17 protein-coding genes are annotated in these 22,128 nt (G+C 48.8%); 14 read left to right on the top strand and 3 right to left on the bottom strand.

Translation table 11 applies throughout. From position 1 onward, the window contains the following. The first annotated feature begins 1 nt into the window (after window position 1). From BLS15_RS00165 to BLS15_RS00145, 5 genes are all read left to right on the top strand, one after another. Window positions 2–520: a hypothetical protein gene (locus BLS15_RS00165; RefSeq protein WP_090509282.1), complete on the top strand. Its 519-nt coding sequence runs from the start codon at window positions 2–4 to the stop codon at window positions 518–520. Window positions 521–631: 111 nt separating this feature from the next. Further along, window positions 632–937, top strand: coding sequence for a polymorphic toxin-type HINT domain-containing protein (locus BLS15_RS00160; RefSeq protein WP_090509281.1), 306 nt, complete (start codon window positions 632–634; stop codon window positions 935–937). Window positions 938–1,236: 299 nt separating this feature from the next. Next, the gene (locus tag BLS15_RS00155; protein ID WP_021252598.1) at window positions 1,237–1,566 is read left to right on the top strand and encodes a hypothetical protein; all 330 of its coding nucleotides are present in this window, start codon (window positions 1,237–1,239) and stop codon (window positions 1,564–1,566) included. Between the two features lie 312 nt (window positions 1,567–1,878). Beyond that, complete coding sequence (locus BLS15_RS00150; RefSeq protein WP_090509278.1) at window positions 1,879–2,919, top strand: efflux RND transporter periplasmic adaptor subunit; 1,041 nt, start codon at window positions 1,879–1,881, stop codon at window positions 2,917–2,919. 1 nt (window position 2,920) lies between these two features. Further along, window positions 2,921–6,022, top strand: coding sequence for an efflux RND transporter permease subunit (locus BLS15_RS00145; protein ID WP_090509276.1), 3,102 nt, complete (start codon window positions 2,921–2,923; stop codon window positions 6,020–6,022). Between the two features lie 109 nt (window positions 6,023–6,131). On the opposite strand, the gene BLS15_RS00140 is transcribed toward BLS15_RS00145, so the two are convergent. Next, window positions 6,132–7,049: a serine hydrolase domain-containing protein gene (locus BLS15_RS00140; protein ID WP_090509273.1), complete on the bottom strand. Its 918-nt coding sequence runs from the start codon at window positions 7,047–7,049 to the stop codon at window positions 6,132–6,134. Window positions 7,050–7,630: 581 nt separating this feature from the next. Here BLS15_RS00140 and BLS15_RS00135 point away from each other — a divergent pair. From BLS15_RS00135 to serC, 9 genes are all read left to right on the top strand, one after another. After that, the gene (locus BLS15_RS00135; RefSeq protein WP_021252594.1) at window positions 7,631–8,395 is read left to right on the top strand and encodes an alpha/beta hydrolase; all 765 of its coding nucleotides are present in this window, start codon (window positions 7,631–7,633) and stop codon (window positions 8,393–8,395) included. Window positions 8,396–8,418: 23 nt separating this feature from the next. Continuing rightward, a complete protein-coding gene (locus tag BLS15_RS00130) occupies window positions 8,419–9,381 on the top strand; it encodes an ABC transporter permease (protein WP_021252593.1) in 963 nt (320 codons plus the stop codon). A 14-nt stretch (window positions 9,382–9,395) separates the two neighbouring features. Further along, window positions 9,396–10,298: a carbohydrate ABC transporter permease gene (locus BLS15_RS00125; protein WP_021252592.1), complete on the top strand. Its 903-nt coding sequence runs from the start codon at window positions 9,396–9,398 to the stop codon at window positions 10,296–10,298. Between the two features lie 107 nt (window positions 10,299–10,405). Then, a complete protein-coding gene (locus BLS15_RS00120) occupies window positions 10,406–12,001 on the top strand; it encodes an extracellular solute-binding protein (protein ID WP_090509270.1) in 1,596 nt (531 codons plus the stop codon). A 272-nt stretch (window positions 12,002–12,273) separates the two neighbouring features. Next, window positions 12,274–14,439: a glycoside hydrolase family 3 N-terminal domain-containing protein gene (locus BLS15_RS00115; RefSeq protein WP_028531902.1), complete on the top strand. Its 2,166-nt coding sequence runs from the start codon at window positions 12,274–12,276 to the stop codon at window positions 14,437–14,439. Between the two features lie 122 nt (window positions 14,440–14,561). Then, window positions 14,562–17,957, top strand: a complete 3,396-nt coding sequence (locus BLS15_RS00110) for a GH36-type glycosyl hydrolase domain-containing protein (RefSeq protein ID WP_028531903.1) — start codon at window positions 14,562–14,564, stop codon at window positions 17,955–17,957. Between the two features lie 177 nt (window positions 17,958–18,134). Further along, window positions 18,135–19,100, top strand: coding sequence for a LacI family DNA-binding transcriptional regulator (locus BLS15_RS00105; RefSeq protein ID WP_021252588.1), 966 nt, complete (start codon window positions 18,135–18,137; stop codon window positions 19,098–19,100). An 88-nt stretch (window positions 19,101–19,188) separates the two neighbouring features. After that, window positions 19,189–19,335, top strand: a complete 147-nt coding sequence (locus BLS15_RS28805; protein WP_175460692.1) for a hypothetical protein — start codon at window positions 19,189–19,191, stop codon at window positions 19,333–19,335. Beyond that, window positions 19,307–20,398, top strand: a complete 1,092-nt coding sequence (serC, locus tag BLS15_RS00100; protein WP_021252587.1) for a 3-phosphoserine/phosphohydroxythreonine transaminase — start codon at window positions 19,307–19,309, stop codon at window positions 20,396–20,398. The genes BLS15_RS28805 and serC overlap by 29 nt, the downstream gene beginning before the upstream one ends. Window positions 20,399–20,501: 103 nt before the next feature. Here serC and BLS15_RS00095 read toward each other — a convergent pair whose 3' ends face one another. Beyond that, window positions 20,502–21,086 carry a DUF3238 domain-containing protein gene (locus tag BLS15_RS00095; RefSeq protein WP_021252586.1) on the bottom strand — a complete coding sequence of 195 codons (585 nt, stop codon included), beginning with the start codon at window positions 21,084–21,086 and terminating at the stop codon, window positions 20,502–20,504. 133 nt (window positions 21,087–21,219) lie between these two features. Continuing rightward, entirely contained in the window at window positions 21,220–21,930 is a 711-nt protein-coding gene (locus BLS15_RS00090) for a response regulator transcription factor (protein WP_021252585.1), read from the bottom strand. Window positions 21,931–22,128: the final 198 nt, after the last annotated feature.

Here is a 22,128-nt window from a genome sequence, read left to right as displayed (position 1 = left end):
ATTGTACAAATACGAGATAACAAAATATAATCCTGATTTTCGTGATGAAAAAAGGCGATATTTGAAGGAAGATTGGATTGGAATTGGTGATATTGGCAAGTCTTTTGAAGGAGAAATGCTGACAGTCGACAAATACAAGGAAATTGAAGATTGCTATATTAATGCAATACATTTAATTATGGATTACATGAGGATTCCTTATTTAACGATTAATGATGTTAGACGCAGTTTTTCATATGATACATTTCAAGGTATTAGAAAAAAAATCCAAGAACTTTATTCAAAAGATGTTTTAGAAACCTATTTGCATGTTAAGGATAGGGATAAGTTAGATAATAAGAAAATAGATTTGTTTTGCAGATTACTTTTACGTGAAGATATTGGTGCAGAGGTTTATTATCCCAGAAGGATGAAGGTGTTTATAGGATATGATTATTTGATGGGAATTCACACTTCAAAATCAATTGATTCAATAATACCGTCGATTGAGCAGATGGGGTTGTTTGTGGAAAAGCACTAAACTTATTAAGACCATGGGGAAACGTTCCTTCATGGTCTTTATTTTCCCCTGCCCAGTGTCGAATGAATCGGGAGACATGCCCTATTAGAAATTAACCCTCATAATCCGCGTATGATATTGCTTCAACAAGTCCGTGCAAAGATTGTCGTCGAAGGTAAGGTTGAAGCGAATAGGGCCGTCACGATTATGATTATGGCACGACCGACGACCGACAACCATCCGTTCTGGGCAGAAGGAAAAGGGTGGGGCTTTGCGGATGAACTCCAAATAGGCGATAAGCTTCAAAAGGCTGACGGAAGCAACTTGACGATTGATAAGGTTGAGTTCGTTAAGCTAGTTGAGCCAGTTATGGTTTATAACTTTACGGTTGCGAACTATCACACGTATTATGTGACGGATTTGGGCATTTGGGCATAATACCAATTGTATTAAAACAGGAGACAAGACTCCCGGAGGTCATTCATTTAGTGAACATGGCGCTCAACGTGCAAACGAAAGAGGATTTACTCCTCAAGCGATCGATAACATTATCAATAACAACAAAAAGAATAGAACAAGTAGGATTGATGAAAAAGGGCGGAAAACTTGGGAAGACTCCCGTGGAAATAAGATTGTAACCAACGAAAGTGGAGGCATTGTCTCTGTTCATTCCCCTGCCGAGGGGGGGATGTATATCCCAAAATCAAAAAAATGATGCATGGAGTTGATAATTAGGAATGAATAAGGACGTTTTGCTAGAACTCTCAAAAACCTTAAATACTGAATATGAAATAGGAATTTGGTCAGAGACAACTGATTTTTTTGAGAGGCAAGATAATATTGCAGACTCTTCTATTAAGTTTAACGAAGGTCAGTATAATATTGTAATTAAGCTAAAAGAGTTCAACTTAAATGCTTCAAAAACCATTTTTGCTGCTTTAGTAAGATTTATTGAATATAAATCAACATTCTATGTAAGGGAAGATAAAGGGAACTCATTCGAATACTACCTGCTCTCTTCAACTGACAACAAAAAAGCATTCTTGTTTCATATTGTCTTTCAATAAGTGAAAGACCTTGAGGACTGTTGTCCTTGAGGTCTTTTTTATCCCCACCCAGTGCCGAATGTTACGGCGTTCAATTTCAAACATATTTTTGGGCTTGAAAAATATGTTTCTAATGTTCTTATCAACATCACGCAATCTTCACATCTTTATCCACTCTACGGAATGACCCGTGGTTCATTATCGTGTTATCATAAGGGGAGCAGCTGATATTTTACGTCTAAACCATATAACTAGAACTTTAGTAAGTAGGCTGCGCTGAAATGCTAGGGGGATTATTTCATACATGATAGACAAAAGGGGAGTGGGACAATTATGGCAGTGAGAAGACGTTGGCTGATTATGGGGAGCATTCTGCTTATGCTCGGAGCCGCAACAGGATGCGGAAGTCCGGAGGCAGAACAGCCAATGCAGGGAGCACAGGAGAAGGAGACGCCTGTGCAGGTAGCGGCCGTGCAGAAGGGGGCTTTGAATCAGACCAATGAGATGATTGGGACAGCGAGTGCAAGCCGATCTGTCGAGGTGATGCCGAAGCTGAGCGGCGAACTGAGCCGAGTAAACGTGAAGAAGGGTGACACCGTCAGCAAAGGCGAGACTCTGGCAAGTGTGAAGGCAGACGATCTCGACATTCAGCTCCGCTTGGAGCAGCTGGGCTTGGAACAGGCGCAGGATCAATATAAAACGCTGCATAATGCACAGGCGTCTGAACTTGAATTGGATCAGGCGAAGCGCAGTATCGAACAGGCCGAGCTCCGTATTCAGCAAGCGAGCAATCGTAAAGCAGACGCATCCATCAAGGCGCCGATCAGTGGTCAGGTGGTGCGTGTAGCGGCCGAGCAAGGCGAGATTGCTGCAGGCACTTCGCCGTTGTTCACGATCGTGTCAACCAACCCGATCAAGTTCACGGCAAATGTGAGCGCTAATCAGATGCTGCTTCTGCAAAATCGGAAGGAAGTCAAGGTGGAGCTGCCGGATCTCGGCAAAACCATGAATGCGCACATTACATTCTTGTCTCCTGTGGCGAACGAATCTGGATTTTACGCACTGGAAACACAGGCAGAGAACAAGAAGGAGGAGATTAAGCCGGGCATGACGGCCAAGTTCTTGGTTGATCAGCAAGTGCTGAAGGATGCCTTGCTCGTGCCGACAGAAGCGATCGTCGAGAAGAATGGTGCTTCGCACGTATTCGTTATTCGCGATGGACAAGCTGTCGAGGAAGCGGTAGAGGTGCTTGAGGCGCAATCCAAGCTGACGGCGGTGAAGGGCAATCTTAAACCGAATGACCAGGTTGTTGTCAAAGGACAGCTGACACTGACAAGCGGCAATAAAGTCAAAATTGTCGAGGGGGCACGCTAACGTGAAAGTAATCGACGTCTCCGTTAAGCGTCCTATCGGCGTAATGATGCTCGTGCTGGCGATTCTAGCACTGGGCTTGTTCAGTCTGCGCAGTCTTGCAATCGACCTTTTCCCGAAAATCGATGTGCCGATTGCTGTGGTCGCGACCTCCTATCAAGGGGCGGCTCCAGAGGAAATTGAGAAGCTGATCTCCAGACCGCTGGAGTCTTCTCTGAGCACGATTCAAGGGATTGACACGCTGTCGTCTCAGTCACAGGCGAATTCCTCGCTGGTCATGCTCCAATTCAAGACCGGCACGAATATGGACAACGCCCTGATCGATGTCCGGGAGAAGGTCGATCAAGTGAAGGGGATGCTTCCTGATGATGCCAATGATCCGACCGTGCTTCGGTTCGACCCGAACCAGATGCCGATCATTACGCTTGGCTTGACGGGCGCATCTCCAGAGAAGCTTCAAGAATTTGCGGACAAGACCATCATTCCATCCTTGGAACGAGAACGTGGAGTTGCATCAGTCTCTGTTGCTGGGGGCAAAACACGCGAAATACTCGTTGAGCTGAATCGTGCAAGCCTGTCGCGGTACGGCATTACGCCATCTCAAGTGGTGCAGGCGATCAACGCAGAAAATAAATCTCAGGCAGCGGGCTCTGTACCGAAAGGTGTGCAGGATCTGCAAATCCGAGTGAAGGGCGAATACGGTTCCGTAGATGACATCAAGCAGTCTATCATTCATTTGCCGCGTGGGGGACAAATACAAGTTAGTGATGTAGCTGTCGTCAAGGATACGTTCAAGAAGCAAACCTCGCTGACGTTAGTAGATGGCAGCCCTGCCCTCGTTCTGTCGGTACAGAAGCAATCGGATGCGAATACCGTAGCGGTTGCGGATAACATCGACAAGGGACTCGCGAAGATGAAGGATGTATTGCCGCAAGGTATTGAATTGAAGAAAGTGTCCGATACGTCGACCTTCATTCGTCAATCGATCGACAGCGTCATCGGCAATATGATGAGCGGCGGCGCATTGGCCGTCGTGATCCTGCTTCTCTTCTTGCGTAGCGTACGCTCGACTTTCGTTATCGCGCTCTCCATGCCGATTGCGATTATTTCGACGTTTACGCTCATGTATTTCACGGGGCAGACGCTCAATATCATTTCGATGGGCGGGCTTGCGCTCGGCATCGGGATGATGGTCGATAACTCTATCGTTATATTGGAAAATATATTTACCTACAGACAGCAGGGCATGTCCATGAAGGAGGCGGCCGTGAAGGGGGCATCTGAGCTCGCTTCTGCAGTTATCGCCTCAACAATGACAACACTCGTCGTGTTCCTGCCGATCGTGTTCATTCAAGGCTTGACTGCCGATATCTTCCGTCCGCTTGCACTGACGGTCTGCTTCTCGCTTATTGCATCGCTTGTTGTGGCGATTACGCTCATTCCGATGCTGGCGTCGAAAATCGTATCCGAGAAGAAGATTATGCAGCAGGAGAAGAAGGGCTGGTATATGCGCTTCTTCGGCGGGTTTGTTGCAGGATACAAAAAGATATTGAAATGGGCGCTCGGACATCGTAAAACGACGGTGTTTGCCACGATTGCTTTACTTGTAGGGAGCTTCTTCCTCGTACCGTTCATCGGCATGGAATTCATGCCTGGCGGGGATCAAGGGCAAATTCAGATCAAGGTTCAGACGCCAAGCGGTACAAGTCTGGAAGAGACGAAGAAGACCGCTGACGAAGTGGCATCCCTGCTCAAGCCTTATGAGGGCATCATTGAGACGGCCTCGCAATCGATTGGCGGCGGTGGAGGTTTCGGCGGAGGCGGAACCAATTCCGCTACGTTCACCATTCAACTGGTTCGCGCTTCGGAGCGGGATATCAAGACCAAGGAACTAATGCAGAAATTAACGGATGCGACAGGAAATATTGCAGGCGCAGACATTACCGTATCTGCACAGGAGTCAGGCTTTAGTGCAGGAGCTCCAATTCACATCAAGCTGAATGGCCAGGACCAACAGGTATTGGAGGAAGTTGCGAATCAAGTGGTGTGGATGATCTCTGACGTACAAGGGGTATACAATGCAGAGTCTTCCGCAGCGGAAGGCAATGCGGAGCTGAACATTACTGTCGATCGCAGCTTGGCCGCTTCCTACGGCATCTCCTATCAGCAAATTTTGAGCGAGATTTCGCTTGCTATGAATGGGCAGATGGCTACCCAATATCGGGAAGACGGCAATGAATATAATGTGAGAGTCATAATGCCGGAGGAAGAACGCAACAGTATCGCTGCATTGAATGCCTTAACGATTCAATCGCAGAATGGCCAGTTAATTCCACTGTCTGCTGTTGCGAAGTTCAATCAGCTCCAAGGGCCTGTCATGATTCAGCGCGAGAATCAGCAGCGTCAAATTAACGTTACGGCTGATATTGCGGGCAGAGACCTGGGCAGCATATCGAAGGACATTGAACAATCGCTGAAGAAAATGAATTTCCCAGATGGGTATTCATACTCCATGGGCGGAGCGAGTGAAGATATGGTGGAAGCATTCGGGGATCTTGGAATTGCACTCGTATTCTCTATCTTCCTCGTCTATGTCGTCATGGCGGTTCAATTCGAATCGCTGCTGTATCCGTTCATTATTATGTTCGCGATGCCGACGACGTTCATTGGGGTTATTGGCGGATTGTTCCTTACAGGCACACCACTGAGCGTTACGGCGATTATCGGTGTCATTATGCTCGCGGGTATCGTTGTCAACAACGCGATTATATTGGTGGATTACATCAATATCCAACGCCGCAGCGGATTGGATCGCCATGAGGCCATCATGCAAGGTGCGCCGAGCCGGATTCGTCCGATCTTCATGACGACGTTAACGACAGTGCTCGGCTTGCTGCCGCTTGCGCTCGGCATCGGGGAAGGCGCGGAAATGCAAGCGCCATTGGCGGTTGTCGTAATATTCGGTCTGTCCTGTTCGACGATCTTTACGCTGCTGCTGGTGCCAGTTATGTACACGTATTTGGATGATTTCTCGAACTGGATGAAGCGCTTGTTCACACGCAAAAATAAGGCGGAGAACGTAAGCGAAGCAACAGTATCTAATTAATTGGACAAAGGACAACCTACAGTTTTATCGAAGAAATCTTGGTATATAGCAAAGCTCCCACGAACGAATATACTCGTTTGCGGGAGCTTCTTTATGTAAATGCAACTTGCTACAATATCGGCCAAATCTTTGACCACACCGCATCCAAAATATCCTGCAGCCGATCTTCCTGACTATTGATGGCGATCACGACATCCTTATCGGGCATGACAATACAGAACTGTCCATGCGCGCCATCCGCCCGATAGGCATTGTGGGAGCACATCCAGAATTGATAGCCGTAGCCTTGACACCAGTCACGGCTGCCTTCATTGCCGATCTGCTTGCTCGTTGCAAGCTGAATCCAATCGGCAGGGATCAATTGTACCCCGTTCCACATTCCTTGCTGCAGAAGCAGCTGGCCGAAGCGGCTCAGTTCTTCGTTCGTAAGTGCCAGCCCGGCACAGCCCAGCGTTACGCCAAGCGGCGAGGAATCCCATGTCTCTTCTGTAATCCCAAGGGGCACGAACAGCCTTGGACGCAAGTAGTCGTGCACCGTTAGTCCGACGGCTGCCTGCACCATTGCCGAGATCATGAAGGTATCTCCGCTGCTGTATGTGAACCGCTCGCCTGGCACTCTATCCAGAGGCAGAGACATGTAATAGCGGATCCAATCCGTTTCCTGCAGTGAAGCTCGTTCCTCTGCCCAGAGAGGGGGAGAGTCATGACCGGAAGACATGCGAAGCAGTTCGCCCAGCTTGATGCCTGCGGGGTGAAGCAGGGGATTGGGCTCCGTGTGCATATGAGCGTACTGCGGGAACATATCTCCTAGCGTTGTGTCCAGGGTCAACTTGCCTTCTTCAATGGCGAGACCGACGGCCATGCATGTAAACGATTTGCTGATCGAGTGCTGCAACCGCCGACTGTCTTCGTTCTGATCCCACTTTCCGATCAATTTCCTGCCCTGACGAACCCGCACAGAGGTGACCTGCAATTGTTCAGCCTTAATTCGATTCACGAATTCGGTCAGGCTTGAGGTTTCTATCATCTCCATTACTCCTTTCTCAATATGAGTGGTATGTTCCTATACCCGTCCAAACCATTTCGCGTGCATTACAATTCGAGCACATTTCGTTTCGCCAAAACGCTTGTTGTATATGTCAGGGATGATCGATGTAGAAATGTGATCCAAATCTCTTCATGAAAATCATGAAATCATGCGTCACTATTGAATAGAAACGTTTCAATTACGTATGATGAAATCTATATTTCAAGTATGTCATTGGTTCTAGTGCGTTGTCAATGAGTCTATAGTAATCGCTTTCTTTTTATTTTATATCTCAAAAAATGGGTAATTGCCAATTAAGAGTATTCAAATTTTACCCCTTTGTTCGATTGTATAAAAAAAGCATTGACAGATTCAGGAACATAGATCTATGATTGTGTCGAAACGATTCGAAAGAGTTGCTTACATTACGCAATCATGTGTTTTCAGCGAGTGATTTTCACTTAGTTGCAGACGAAAAGCTGGATTACAGTAGCGAATGAACATGTAAAACGGTCGATGTTTGATGATCTATTAGCAGTCAGAACTATATTTCAAAAATCCAAAAATGAAAGGGATTACATATGGCGCATGTAACGATAGAAACTGGGTCGAACGTTTTGCGAATGAACACGAGCATTCACGTGATTTATCCCTTGGAATCGCAAACTCCGCCAAGCAGTACGCTCTATTTGCTGCATGGTGCTGGTGATAATGCGAGCACATGGCAGCGGCTGACGACGATTGAGCAATATGCGCAGCGTCACAATTGCACGGTAATTATGCCAGAGGCTAATCGCAGTTATTACACAGACATGGCGTATGGACTCGACTACTTTACATTCATTACCGAAGAGCTTCCCGATTTGTGCAGCAAGCTGCTCCAGTTGAATGTCGAGCCAGAGCATACATACGTTGCGGGCTTGTCGATGGGGGGATATGGCGCATTGAAATGTGCACTTACCTATCCCGAGCGATACGCCAAGGCAGTATCGTTGTCCGGAGTGACCGATATGCAGCGCCGACTTCGCGATCCCGATATGCCCCAAGGAATGGTGAGAGAGATGCAGGCGGTGTTTGGCATGGATTTACTCGTGAAGCCCGAGCAGGATCTATATGCGCTGGCTGCCAAGAGGATGGAAGCGGGAAGTGCGATACCGTCCATTCTGTGCTGCTGCGGTTCGGAAGATCCTTTCATCGAAATGAATCGAGCATTTGCTGTGCACATGAATGCCGCTTCCTCATCCGGGTTCCATTTCCGCTATGTTGAAGATTCAGGCACCCATGACTGGGTATTTTGGGAGAAGCATTTGAGGACAGCGTTTGACTTTCTTTTTGACAACAAGTAGCTATCTGAGAGGGGAAATGCAATGTGAAATCTGCAGCCTTGCAGGGGCCAGACGGCAAGCTGAAGAGTCGTTCAAAGCTGGGAGCGCTGTTCAGTGAAATATGGAAGCATCGAATGGTATATACGCTGCTCCTTCCTGGGCTGATCTGGCTACTATTATTTGCGTATTTGCCAATGGGCGGCTTATCGCTTGCCTTCAAGGATTATAAGGCGAACTTGGGCATTTGGGGCAGTCCATGGGTCGGGTTTGAAAATTTTAAGTACGTGTTCCGTGATCCTGCCTTCCTCGATGCGCTGTGGCGGACGCTGTACATCAACATCATTAAGCTGGTCATACAATTTCCATTTCCGATCCTGCTGGCGCTCATGCTTAACGAGCTTCGAATGAAGCGTGCGAAAAAGGTATTTCAAACCATACTGACGTTTCCCCATTTCTTGTCGTGGATTATCGTCTCAGGGATCGTGATTAACGTATTAGCCTACGATGGACTCTTGAACAGCACGCTGACGCTGCTTGGCTTGCCAACGATTAATTTTCTTGGGTCAGAGAGCACATTCGTTCCGATGCTGCTGCTTACGGATATCTGGAAGTCCGCCGGTTGGGGAGCCATTATTTACTTGGCCGCTATTTCGGGTATCGATCAGGATCAATTCGAATCTGCCCAAATTGATGGGGCATCACGGATACAGCAGGTGTTTCGCATTACGTTGCCCAACATTATGCCTACCGTCACGGTCATGTTCATTCTGTCCGTAGGTGGACTGATGTCATCGGGCTTTGATCAAATTTTCAACTTGGCAAATGCAGCTACGAAAAATGTGTCTGAGGTGTTGGATGTGTACATTTACCGGATCACCTTCCAATCTTCGACTGACTTCTCGTTCTCAACGGCGGTCAGCTTGTTCCGATCTCTGGTGAATATGATCCTGCTGCTTGCTGCCGATCGAGTAGCGAAAATGCTGGGCGGAGACGGGCTATTCCGATAAGGGGGGATGCAACAATGAGCAAGAAAACTGCACGACGGTCATCGTTCCGCAGAGAGAAGATGACTGCTCTCGACTATATCTTATTTGTCATTCTACTTGGTATTGCACTGTTGATTCTCATTCCGTTCTGGAACGTCATTATGATTTCATTCTCGACGCCGAAGGAGTACGCCGACAATCCGTTCATGCTGTTCCCGAAAAATCCAACGCTGGCCTCTTACAAGGCGCTTTTCACGGACGGAAGCATTCTTATGGGATACTGGAACACCTTCAAGCTGCTAATTGTCGGTTTGCCTCTAAGCCTGTTCCTGACTAGCAGCATGGCCTACGGACTTAGTAGAAGCAAGTTTCCGGGCAAGCGGATCATCTTTTTCCTTGTTCTGTTCACGATGATCTTCAACGGCGGTATTGTTCCGCTGTACTTGATCATGAAATCCCTGCATCTGACAGGGACATTATGGTCTGTCATTTTTGCTGGCAGCTTCAGCGCCTTCAACATGATATTAATGATGAACTATTTCTACAGCCTTCCGGAATCGCTGATGGAGTCCGCACGCTTGGATGGTGCGGGCGAATGGAGAATTATGTTCTCCGTCGTGCTGCCGCTGGCTGCTCCCATTATGGCGACCATTACGCTGTTCTATGGTGTCGGGTATTGGAACAGCTGGTATGATGCGATGATCTTCCTGCGCAAGGCAGATCAGCTTCCACTGCAGAATGTGCTTCGCACCATTATTGTAGAATCGTCGACGAACGCATCCAATGCGTCAAGCGTAGATGCTGTCGGCAAGCAAGCTTTTTCAACGGGGATGAAGATGGCTGCGGTGTTCGTCACGATGGTGCCTATCATGTGCTTCTTCCCTCTGCTTCAGAAACATTTCGCTAAAGGGGTGTTGACAGGGGCTATTAAGACCTGATGATACACATAGATTTTTGTTTTTTTTGCATGATGGTATGAAGGCAATATTCAGTATGCATGTATGCATCAAAAATCTATTATCCAAAAAACAAGGGGCGACAAAACATGAAAGCAGACAAAAAGCTGTCGGTAAGATCAATTCTTCTCCTCTCGCTATGTCTGGTAACGCTGCTGGCTACGGCATGCTCGAAGGAGGGAGCGCAAGGAGGCAACGAGAAGGATGCAGACGGAAGTTACAAGGACAAACTCAACATTTCCGTGGCAAGCACCATTAATCTGAAGGACGGACAATTAAACAATGAGTTCCATAAGTTCTGGATGGATAAGTTCAATCTAGAGTGGGACTACAATTTCATCGAATGGGATTCATGGGCGGAGAAGCTGCGGTTGTGGGTCAGCTCCGGCGATCTGCCTGACGTAGCTACATGGAACTACATTCACGGCGACGCGATGAACTATATTGACCAAGGACTTCTGTACAAGTTCCCGGATGATTGGAAGGAGCGCTGGCCGAACGTAGCTGCTGCCTACAAGCTGACTGGGCTTGGCGAGAAGCTGGAAGAGCTGAAGGGCGGCACGTATATTCTGCCGCGTCCAGTGTACTACGAGAACAAGCCTGCTGATCCACTCGTCAACCAAATCGGCGTTATTGCCCTGCGCAAGGACTGGGCACAGGCTGTTGGCTTCGAATTGAAGGATGTGTATACAACAACTGAATTAATGACGTATGCCAAGCTGGTGAAGGAGAAGGATCCGGGCAAGGTCGGTGCGAATCTGGTGCCTCTTTCCTACAACGCAGGAGATGCATTGACGAACATCATTATGCCGAACAGCGAGCATTCCCGTGTGGAGTCTGCCTTCTATAAAGGAGAGGACGGAAAATATCACTGGGGAGCAGCGGATCCAGAAACGCTTGCCGGTTTGAAGCTGATGCAGCAGGCGTACAAGGAAGGATTGCTGAATCCTGAGTTCTATACATGGAAAAACAGCGAGGGCAGCGACAACTTCCGCGTTAAAGGAGTTGCGGCAGTTACCAGCCTTGGCGGTCTGGCTTCCTACAGACAAGACGTGGATAAGGCTATGAAGAAGAACCTGGGCGTGAACAGCGATGATCTTGTTCATACCGCAATCGTGCTCGGCGACGACGGCAAATATCGCAATTTGGAGCAGGTGAATTTCTGGTCGGCGCTTATTTTCTCGCCGAACATCAGCAAAGAGAAGTTTGAACGGGTTATGGACTTATTGGATTATTCGACTAGCAAAGAAGGACAAATGCTCTTGAACATGGGCTTTGAGGGAAAGGACTGGAAATACGGCGACAACAAGGAGCTGGCAAGCCTGCTGCCGGAAGGGACATCGCTTGAGGATAAGTATCCAAGCCGCTTTGAAGGATTGTATTTGTTGGGAGATGATTTCAGCATCATTAACCCGGCGATTAAGAAGGAATATCGCGAACGCGCCGTTCTTCATTATCAGAACAAGGCGAAACTGGGCAAAGAGGGCGGCAAGCTGGCTGCTTACGACTGGACGGTTCAATTGCACGATTCCAAGGTGAAGAACCAGGCAACATTCGATTACGAGACGGAGTATACGAATCTCATTTTGCAGAGTGGTGATCTGGAATCGAACTGGAAGAAGTGGGTGGAGAGCAAAATGTCGCTCGTTCAGCCGGTGTTGGATGAGCTGAACAATTTGAAATAGGTACGATTTGTTTAAAAAGAACCCGGTATGCCAACTGTTGCAAACGGCTTGCTGCTGCCGGGTTCCTATTTCACAACATTATTCTTCTCAATGAGGAATTTGCACAACCGATGATTCGCTGCACCTTGGTGTATGTATAACGGAGTCAAGTATTTGCGCAAGTCCCTGAGGAAGGAGAATCACTACTTTAGGAAATGAAAATGAAATCCCTTCGAATGATGACAAGTCAATTGATCGTTCAAACGAGAAATTCGAACCGTGGAGGAACTATTATGGATAATCAACAACTTCAAGCGCTTGTACTACAGATGACATTGGAAGAGAAAATTGCTCAGCTGCTGCAGCTTACGGGACATTTTCATGAAGGCTCGGACAGCGACGGGCAGGTAACGGGGCCAATGGAGGAAATGGGCATAACGGAGCAGATGGTTGCGGCGAGCGGCTCTGTGCTTGGCTTGTCCGGGGCGCAGGCGGTAATCGATGTGCAGCAGAATTATCTGAAGAAAAGCCGCCTCGGCATTCCGCTTCTGTTCATGGCAGATGTCGTTCACGGCTTCAAGACCATTTTCCCGATTCCGCTCGCGATTGGCTGCTCGTGGAATACGGAGCTCGCAGAACAGAGTGCGGAAATCGCGGCACGAGAGTCGGCTGTCTCGGGCATTCATGTGACGTTCGCACCAATGGTCGATCTGGTGCGTGATCCGCGCTGGGGAAGAGTGATGGAAACGACGGGCGAGGATCCGCATCTGAACAGCTTATTCGCGCGGGCGTTCGTGCGCGGTTATCAAGGCAGCGATATAAAGGGAGATTTGGAGCGGCTGGCCGCATGTGTGAAGCATTTTGCCGCTTATGGGGCACCGGAAGGAGGCCGCGAGTACAACACGGTTGATATGTCGGAGAGAGCCTTGCGCGAATATTACTTGCCTGCGTACAAGGCAGCGCTGGACGAAGGCTGCGAGTTGGTCATGTCCTCCTTCAATACCGTCGACGGGATACCAGCAACAGGAAATGAAAAGCTGCTGCGCGGCATTCTGCGTGAGGAATGGGGCTTCGGTGGCATTGTGATATCGGACTGGGCTTCCATACGGGAAATGATTGCTCACGGTGCGGCTGAGGATGATCGCGAGGCAGCACTTCGTGCTATACGGGCGGGCGTGGACATCGAGATGATGACGCCGTGCTATGTACATCATTTGCCGGGACTTATCCGCGAAGGCAAGGTAGATGAGGCTCTTGTCGATGAAGCGGTGCTGCGCATTCTGCGCCTTAAGGATAAGCTGGGACTGTTCGAGAATCCACTGCGCGGCGCGAATCCGGAACGGGAGCGTGAGATTCTTTTCTGCGCGGAGCATCGCAAGGCATCCTACGAGCTGGCAGCTAAATCCTGCGTTCTGCTGAAAAATAGCGGCATCCTGCCATTGCAGCCTAATACCAAGGTGGCGCTGATTGGGCCATTCGCTCAGAGTGAGGACGTGTTAGGCTGGTGGTCCTGTGTCGGTGCGAAGGAGGATGCGGTGAAGCTGGGCGATGCCTTGTTGGAGCGGCTGCCAAGCGGGCAGCTAAGCATTGCGGCTGGATGCGGCATCGAATGTATGTCAGCGTCTCAGTTGAAGGAAGCGCTTAATACGGCTGCTGCCGCGGATGTCATTGTGCTTGCGCTGGGCGAGGCATCCGCGATGAGCGGCGAAGGCGCCTCCCGTACGGATCTTCGTCTGCCGGAAGTGCAGCTTGATCTAGTGAAGCAGTTGAAGACGCTTGGCAAGCCGATGGCTGCTGTCTTGTTTAATGGCCGGCCGCTCGATCTGCATGGCGTCATCGAATCAGCAGATGCTGTATTGGAAGCGTGGTTCCCTGGCAGTGAAGGCGGAGCAGCCGTTGCGGACATCTTGCTCGGCAAGGTGAATCCGTCAGGGCGGCTTACGATGTCGTTCCCGCAATCAGTCGGACAGGTTCCGGTTTATTACAATCATTTCAATACGGGACGGCCGCTGAATCCGAGCAAGACGGATGAACGCTATGTCTCGAAATATATCGACTGCTCGAATGAGCCGCTGCTTCCGTTCGGCTACGGACTGTCCTATACATCGTTCGCCTACAGCAATCTGGAGCTTACCAGCAGCGAGATATCAGATGAGGAGAAGCTTGAAATCCGCATAACGATTACGAATACAGGAGCGAGAGCAGGTGTGGAAACGGTACAGCTGTATATCCGTGACATATCGGGCGAGGTTGTTCGTCCGCTGCGCGAGCTGAAGGACTATGTGCAGATTGAGTTGGAATCAGGAGAAAGCAAGGAAATCTTATTCCACTTAACCGAGGAGCAGCTGAGATATCACCATTCCGATCTTCGCTTGGTAAGCGACGAAGGAATGTTCCAAGTACATGTTGGATCGAACAGCCGTGATACATTGCAAGATTCTTTCCGACTCGTTCGCTGATGCTGATTTAGGAATAAGAGATGAGCTAATCAAAAAAGCATAGCCTTACTAGAACAACTAGAACTAGATTTATAGATACAATAGATGCCTTGCTATGAGCTGGGATAGGAGGAAGGGCAGACATGACGACAATAGAGCGATCAACGCAGTCGAAGTTTACGATACAAGCCGGCGAATTGCGCTTTACATTTTGGCCGAGCGGTGATTTGCATCAAGCAGTTAGCGGGCAGATCATGCTCAATCAGTTGGTGACGAGTCCGCTTGATGGCTCGCTCAATAACTTATATCTGCGGATTCACGACGATTCGGGTATCCGCTTCTATCCGCTGCTCGGGATTCGCTCACGCAGCGCCGTGCGGGTGGAAGGGAACCAGGCCGTATGGGAAGGGGCCGTCGAGGGAGTAGCGTATACGGTTACCTTTGCACTTCTGAAAGAGGGCATTTGGTTCTGGGATATTGCGGTACGCGGGGAAGGTGTAACCGTCGATATCCTGTATGGCCAAGATCTTGGCATTGCTTCAGTAGGTGCGGTACGCAGCAACGAGGCGTATCTGTCGCAATATATCGATCATGCTGTCTTCGAGGATGAAGAGATCGGCTGTGTTGTATGCTCACGCCAGAATCAACCGCAAGGTGGAGTATTCCCTTATATGCAGCAGGGAGCGCTCAGCCGTGCGATTGGCTACTCGACTGACGGGTTTCAATTTTTCGGATTGTCCTATAAGGAAACCAACATACCAGTGAGTGTGATCAAGCCTTGTCTTTCCAATGAAGTGTATCAGTACGAGTGTGCCTATACTGCGCTGCAATCAGAGCGTGTTATGCTTCATGGAGAAGAGCGGTTTGTATTTTATGGCCTGTACAAAACAGACCATGCGGCTGCAATAACGGAGCTGGAGTATCGGGACGAGGTCCGGCAGGCATGGGAAGCCTACTTGTCCGAGTCAAGTCATATAGCTGCCAACGAAAAAAATGCAGCATCGAATCCGTTAAATCCTGTCCAATACAATGCCGATATTGCTGAACCCCTGCGGACGCTTTCGATGACAGAAGCAGAAGTACAGGCGCTTTTCCCGGAACGAAATCAGGAAGAGCGTATAGATGGCAAGCTGTTGTCCTTCTTCACAGATTCCTACGAGCATGTCGTGCTGAAGGAGAAGGAACTGCTCGTTGAACGTCCGCATGGTCATATCGTAATGAGCGGAACCAGCGTGAAGCTTGGCGCGCAGGTCATAACGTCGACTGCTTATATGTACGGCATTTTCAACTCGCATGTGGTGGTCGGCAACACAAATTTCAATAAAATGATGAGCAATGCCCGCAACCCGCTGAACGTGCCAAAGACGTCTGGGCAACGCGTCTATATACACTTGAACGGAAAGTATCGCCTGCTCGCGATGCCGTCTATGTTCGAGATGGGCTTCAATTACGCGCGCTGGTATTACAAGACTGACGACGACATGCTAATTGTGACGAATTACACGGCATCGGACGCGCCTGAGATCCGCTTGAACGTCCGCTCTGTGAATGGAACGGCCTATAAGTATGTGGTCACCAATCAAGTGACGATGAATGTCAACGAGTTCGAGCTTCCGGTTCACATGAAGCAGGAGGGCGGAACGCTGATCTTCCATGCGAATCGGGAATCGCTGAGCGCTAAGGTGTGCCCGAATCTTGAATATCGCATGTGGGTGGAAGGGGCGTCAGTGACGATCGGTGATGAGACGATGCTGGCAAGCGGCATCCAATCTGGTGACGCTTCACTTGTTGTCATGCAGCTTGATATGAATCAAGAATGGACGTTAACAATTCAGGGATTGCTGGACGGACGAGAGAACGCAGCGAATTCGGAACACTCCCCGGGGACACGTGATATCCAAACCGAAATGGACGCATACCGTGCATTTTTGAAAGGCTTGATGAACGAATTCCATCTATCGTATGGAGCGGGGCAGTCCGATGAGCTGTTCAAGATGAATGCCTTGGCGTGGTGGTACACACATAACATGCTCGTTCATTATGCAGTGCCGCATGGACTAGAACAGTATGGCGGAGCGGCTTGGGGAACACGTGACGTATGCCAAGGGCCAGTTGAATATTTCATGGCTACTCATAAGTACGAGCAGGTGCGGGATATTGTGAAGATGGTCTACTCCCACCAATATGAGGATGATGGAAACTGGCCGCAATGGTTTATGTTCGATGAGTACTTTACGGTACAGCAGGAGGAGAGCCACGGGGATATTATCGTGTGGCCGCTCAAGGTGCTGGGTGATTATTTGACGGCAACCGGGGATTACAGTATTTTGAAGGAAAAGGTTCCTTATACCATGAAGCAGCGTTTTGACTTTACGGCGGATAAGGCGACCATACTGGAGCATGCCATCAAGGAAATCTCGTATATTCGCAATCATTTCCTACATGATACGCATTTATCATCTTATGGCGATGGAGATTGGGATGATACGCTGCAGCCGGCGAATGCGCAGTTGAAGAAATATATGATCAGCAGTTGGACCGTGGCACTTACGTATCAAGCAATGAAGCAATTCGCTGATGTGCTGCTGGCAGTGGACAAGAAGCTAGCTGAGGAATTGCAAGAGATCGCATCCGGCATTGAACAGGACTATAAGCGCTATATGCTGCACACGGAGGTTATTCCCGGCTTCATCTATATGGAAGATCCGGCGCATGCCAAGTTGATGCTGCATCCGACAGATACGGATACTGGCATTCAATACCGGCTTCTGCCGATGACGCGCAGCATTATTGCCGAACTGGTCGATGAGAAGCAGGCTCACATTAATTATCGCTTGATTCAGGATAATCTCTCGTTCCCGGATGGTGTGCGGCTTATGAATCGACCGGCTCAATATGCGGGCGGCGTCAGCACTCACTTTAAGCGGGCTGAGCAGGCGTCGAACTTCGGACGCGAGGTAGGACTGCAGTATGTGCATGCGCATATTCGTTATGTTGAAGCGATGGCGAAGCTTGGGTGTGCGAACGATGCTTGGCGGGGCTTGGAGACGATTAATCCTGTTGGTATTCGGGAAGTCGTCCCTAACGCAGAGCTGCGCCAAAGCAATGCCTACTTCAGCAGCTCTGACGGGAAGTTTCATTCCCGGTATGAGGCGCAGGCGAATATGGATGCGCTTCGCAGTGGATCGGTGCAGGTGAAGGGCGGATGGAGAATCTACTCCAGTGGTCCGGGAATCTATATGAATCAACTAATTGCAAATGTGCTTGGTATTCGGCAGGCTGGAGGCGATTTGGTCATTGATCCTGTGCTTCCGAACACGATGGATGGGGTGCATTTTGACTATCATTTTGCCGGAAGACAGGTTACCTTCATCTATCATATTGCAGGCGGTGGCGTGAGCCGCGCGGCGATAAATGGGACGCAGGTGAATGCGGAGCGGCTGAATAACCCGTATCGGCAGGGTGGCATACAAATCGCCAGTGCGGATATGGAACCCGAATGGAAAAACGGTGCAAATCGGATTGAAATATGGATGTAAGGAAGGCAAAGGCGATCTTTTCCGGGTCGCCCTTTTCCCTATAATGCTACAATAGGGAAAGGACATCTGAAGAGCATGAACGGACATCGGCACATCTCAGTAAGACAAAGCGGCATCCGAACAGATGCAACATCATAAGGAAGAAGGATTGGTTATCAAACGGAGGATTGAGGACACGTGGTCAGTATAAAGGATATCGCTAAAAAAGCAGGAGTGTCAATTTCAACGGTATCTTATGCCCTGAATGGCAGCAGCAAGGTGACGGATGAGACAAGCTCAAAAATATTGGCTATTGCCAGAGAATTGAACTATGTACCGAACGCCGCTGCCCGCAATTTGAAAAAAAGAGAAACGAAGATCATCGGCGCCTTTTTAACAGACTTCAAGGGCGAAGTATATGGCGAATTGCTGGACGGCATGAAGAAGGTATGCAATGCGCAGGGCTATGATCTGATCGTATGCAGTGGGAAGCAGTCTCACCGTATGCTGCCGGAACGAATGATCGACGGCGCCGTCATTCTCGATCAGACGTTCACGAGCGAGGAACTGCTTATGTACGCTGATCGCAATCATAAGATTGTGGTGATGGATCGGGAATTGGATCATCCGAACATTAATCAGGTGCTGTTGGATAACAAGGCGGGTGCGACCTTGGCGACGGAATATTTGGTGGAGCAGGGGCACCAGAAGATTTATATTGTGACAGGCCCGCCTGGATCATATGATTCCGAGCAGCGGATGAAGGCAGTGAAGCTCGTATCGGATCGGGCAGCGAATGTAGAGTGGGTTGAAATCGTCGGCGACTTCAACAAAAGCGGCGGTGAAAAGGCTGCCGAGCAAATCATGCAGGAGTACACTAGGCCAGCTGCTGTATTCTGCTTGAACGATGAGATGGCGGTTGGGTTGTATAATCGCATATCAGATACAGAGCTCCGTGTTGGCGAGGATATTCATCTGATCGGGTTTGACAATATTGAGCTGACTCGCTATATGCAGCCGCGACTCGCAACCATCGATTATTCCAAGCACAAGTGGGGCTCGCTCGCATGCGAGCAGCTGCTTAAGATGATTGCGGAGGAGAAGGTTGAGCATGAGCGCGTCTACGTTACCCTCGTTAAGGGGGAATCCGTAGGTAAAGCTTAACCATTATGGGTTCAACTATACCTTATAAGTAATGAGTATCGCTCGATGACTAAGTCAATCTATTGCAAAACATATGGATTGCTCCTTGATGGCGAACCCAAATACTGCTATCATTATCGATAAAATATCGCTAGCAGAAGACGTTCGGATCATTTTATGGACGCCTACGAACATGCTAGTCATGGAGACAAAGGTGGGAGAAACCGATGGGACAACATCGCGCGTACAATTTTAATGCAGGGCCGGCAGCGCTGCCGCTGGCTGTATTGGAGCGAGCACAAGCCGAATTCGTAGATTTTCAAGAGCAAGGCATGTCCATTATGGAAATGTCGCACCGCGGAGCGGTATATGAACAGGTTCATAATGAAGCGAAACAATTGCTGAAGGAACTGCTGAACATTCCTTCCGGGTACGATGTATTGTTCCTGCAAGGCGGAGCTAGCACACAATTCGCGATGGTGCCGATGAATTTGCTCACTGAAGGCAAAGTAGGCGCATATGTACATACCGGAAGCTGGGCGGAGAAAGCAATTAAAGAAGCCGAGCTGATTGGTGCAACGCGCGTTATTGCTTCGACAGAAGCGGATCGCTTTATGCGCGTTCCGACGCCAGAAGAGGTAGTCGCACCAGAGGATGCGGCCTATGTGCACATCACTTCCAATGAGACAATTGGCGGAACGCAGTACCATGCTTATCCAGACAGTGGTTCTGTACCCCTTATTGGGGATTTGTCCAGTGACATTTTGTGCCGTCCAGTAGATGTATCCAAGTTCGGCATGATCTACGCAGGCGCTCAGAAGAATCTGGGGCCATCTGGAGTAACCGTCGTCATTGCGAAGGAAGAACTAATTGCGAGCAGCCCGAAGACGATTCCGACGATGCTTCGCTACAGTACTCATTATAAAAATAATTCCTTGTACAATACACCACCTTCCTTCTCCATCTACATGGTCAATCTGGTGCTGCAATGGCTGAAGGAGCGCGGCGGGCTTGAGCAGGTTGAACGCGATAACCAAGCTAAGGCAGAACTCTTGTACAGCACGATTGATGCTAGCGGAGAGTTCTATCGCGGCTGTGCGGAGCGCGGAAGCCGCTCCCTTATGAACGTGACCTTCCGCTTGGCGGACGAAGAGCTTGAGAAGGCCTTCATTAAGCAAGCTGGCGAAGCAGGATTCGTAGGTCTGAAAGGACACCGCAGCGTTGGCGGGCTCCGTGCTTCCATCTATAACGCAGTTCCATACGAGAGCTGTGAGGCTCTTGCGCAGTTCATGAAGCAGTTCCAACAGCGCAACGGTTAAAGGGAAACGTGAAATCATTGTTCTTATAAGTAACAACGAGTTAGTGGGGAGTGTTTCCCGCTAACTCGTTTTTTTGTATGCGTGTATTGAGTGCCAATTTCCGTTATAACACTTTTTTGAAATGGTACTCCATTTCCCCGGCCAGAGCTTGAGCGGTATCTCCGGTTTCTCTGAAATCATGAATATAGATTTGTTTAAATGCCCCAAAGTCTACTTGCTTATAAAATTCAAAACACGGGAATCCATCATGGCTGCCCTCAACTTCAACGGCACCATTTTCTGTAACTCGTATGTGTAATAAATAATCAACAGGAGGCGCAAGTGCTAATAATGGATTACTGGCACTTGCACGCATTTGGAACATGACTTCATTAGATCCCCAACGAATATGGGAACACAAAATTCCCTCTGTACTGGCTTTGCCGGTTCTTTTATGCTCAGAGCCATCTGGGTGAGTCACTTTTTCGGTTGTGATGCCAGTATTCGAATAGGAGAACACTTCCTTTTTATAAAAATCAACAACAACTTCTTGCTCAACTCTGGAACGCATCGCGTTTACGGCATACGGTGTAAATTCGCGAGTGTCGCCTTCGTATTGAATGATATTTCCCGTATCCAACTCTTGCTTCGGCTCCGTCCAAGACATAGGTATAAAAACACTTGCTCGAATTTTAACGATGTTCGCCATAGCAACCTCCATGGTCATGTAATTGTGTTCGTTCATTCATAATAGCCCAGTGAGTTGATTATGCAGGAAAAACAAATAAAAACCCCGCCTGCTCGGGGAAACAGGCGGGGCTATATCGGAAATGAGGAATAAGTTAGGCCAAGTGACGCTTTGTCGGTTCTGTAAGCTTGTAGCCTACATTGCGAATCGTCATGATATATTCAGGGCTGCGCGCGTTTTTCTCCAGCTTGTCGCGCAGATGGCTAATATGGACATCGACGATGCGTGTATCGCCGAGGAAGTGATAATCCCATACGCCGTGCAGCAGCTGCTGTCGGCTCAATACCTTGCCGCGATGACGGCATAGGAAGACGAGCAGTTCGAACTCTTTCGGAGTTAACTCCACATCCCGGCCTTCCAGCTTCACTTCACGCTGATCCGCCATGACGTGCAGACTGCCGATTTGGTACACCTGTCCTTCATCTACAAGAGGAAGGGAACGGATGCGGCGCATAACAGCCTGAATGCGGGATATAAGCTCCTGCGGGGAGAAAGGCTTCGTCATATAATCGTCAGCCCCATTATCTAATCCATCAATCTTATCGCCTATTTCATGCATCGCTGTCAGCATAATGACAGGCACCATATTGTTCGCCACGCGCAGCTTGCGGCATACTTCCAATCCATCGCTCTTCGGCAGCATGCGGTCAAGTATGATCAGATCTGGACGGAAAGTGGATAGAACATCAAATACAGCCTCCCCATCATAAACACACAGAACGTCATAGCCGGCCAGCTTCAAATTATATTCAATGAGGGTAGAGATTGAAGGTTCGTCATCAACAACTAAAATTTTGGATTTCAAAATAGTCCCTCCCACAATTCTTTTAGTAAGTAATCGGTTGAACGATTTACTGCATTCGATATCGTGCACCAATTGCTTCACGATCGAATGCCATATACCAACATTATGAAGGATATTCGTCAGCGGCATATTAAGCAAACGTAAACTGGGTGTAAAAAATAGAGGAACCGATGCTCGGTTCCTCTTCAACATTGCGGA

The sequence above is a fragment of the Paenibacillus sp. cl6col genome, assembly GCF_900102125.1.
GTDB lineage: Bacteria > Bacillota > Bacilli > Paenibacillales > Paenibacillaceae > Paenibacillus_B > Paenibacillus_B suaedae.
Note: the sequence above shows the minus strand (reverse complement) of the source record. Positions and strands in the feature narration are given on the sequence as shown.

What these genes read in the sequence shown, in the direction of transcription:
- BLS15_RS28805 (WP_175460692.1), top strand. Translation starts at nt 19,189, where the DNA reads ATGGCGAACCCAAATACTGCTATCATTATCGATAAAATATCGCTAGCA.
- BLS15_RS00160 (WP_090509281.1), top strand. Translation starts at nt 632, where the DNA reads ATGATATTGCTTCAACAAGTCCGTGCAAAGATTGTCGTCGAAGGTAAG.
- BLS15_RS00125 (WP_021252592.1), top strand. Translation starts at nt 9,396, where the DNA reads ATGAGCAAGAAAACTGCACGACGGTCATCGTTCCGCAGAGAGAAGATG.
- BLS15_RS00095 (WP_021252586.1), bottom strand. Translation starts at nt 21,086, where the DNA reads ATGGCGAACATCGTTAAAATTCGAGCAAGTGTTTTTATACCTATGTCT.
- BLS15_RS00140 (WP_090509273.1), bottom strand. Translation starts at nt 7,049, where the DNA reads ATGATAGAAACCTCAAGCCTGACCGAATTCGTGAATCGAATTAAGGCT.
- BLS15_RS00150 (WP_090509278.1), top strand. Translation starts at nt 1,879, where the DNA reads ATGGCAGTGAGAAGACGTTGGCTGATTATGGGGAGCATTCTGCTTATG.
- BLS15_RS00110 (WP_028531903.1), top strand. Translation starts at nt 14,562, where the DNA reads ATGACGACAATAGAGCGATCAACGCAGTCGAAGTTTACGATACAAGCC.
- BLS15_RS00155 (WP_021252598.1), top strand. Translation starts at nt 1,237, where the DNA reads ATGAATAAGGACGTTTTGCTAGAACTCTCAAAAACCTTAAATACTGAA.
- BLS15_RS00115 (WP_028531902.1), top strand. Translation starts at nt 12,274, where the DNA reads ATGGATAATCAACAACTTCAAGCGCTTGTACTACAGATGACATTGGAA.
- BLS15_RS00135 (WP_021252594.1), top strand. Translation starts at nt 7,631, where the DNA reads ATGGCGCATGTAACGATAGAAACTGGGTCGAACGTTTTGCGAATGAAC.
- serC (WP_021252587.1), top strand. Translation starts at nt 19,307, where the DNA reads ATGGGACAACATCGCGCGTACAATTTTAATGCAGGGCCGGCAGCGCTG.
- BLS15_RS00120 (WP_090509270.1), top strand. Translation starts at nt 10,406, where the DNA reads ATGAAAGCAGACAAAAAGCTGTCGGTAAGATCAATTCTTCTCCTCTCG.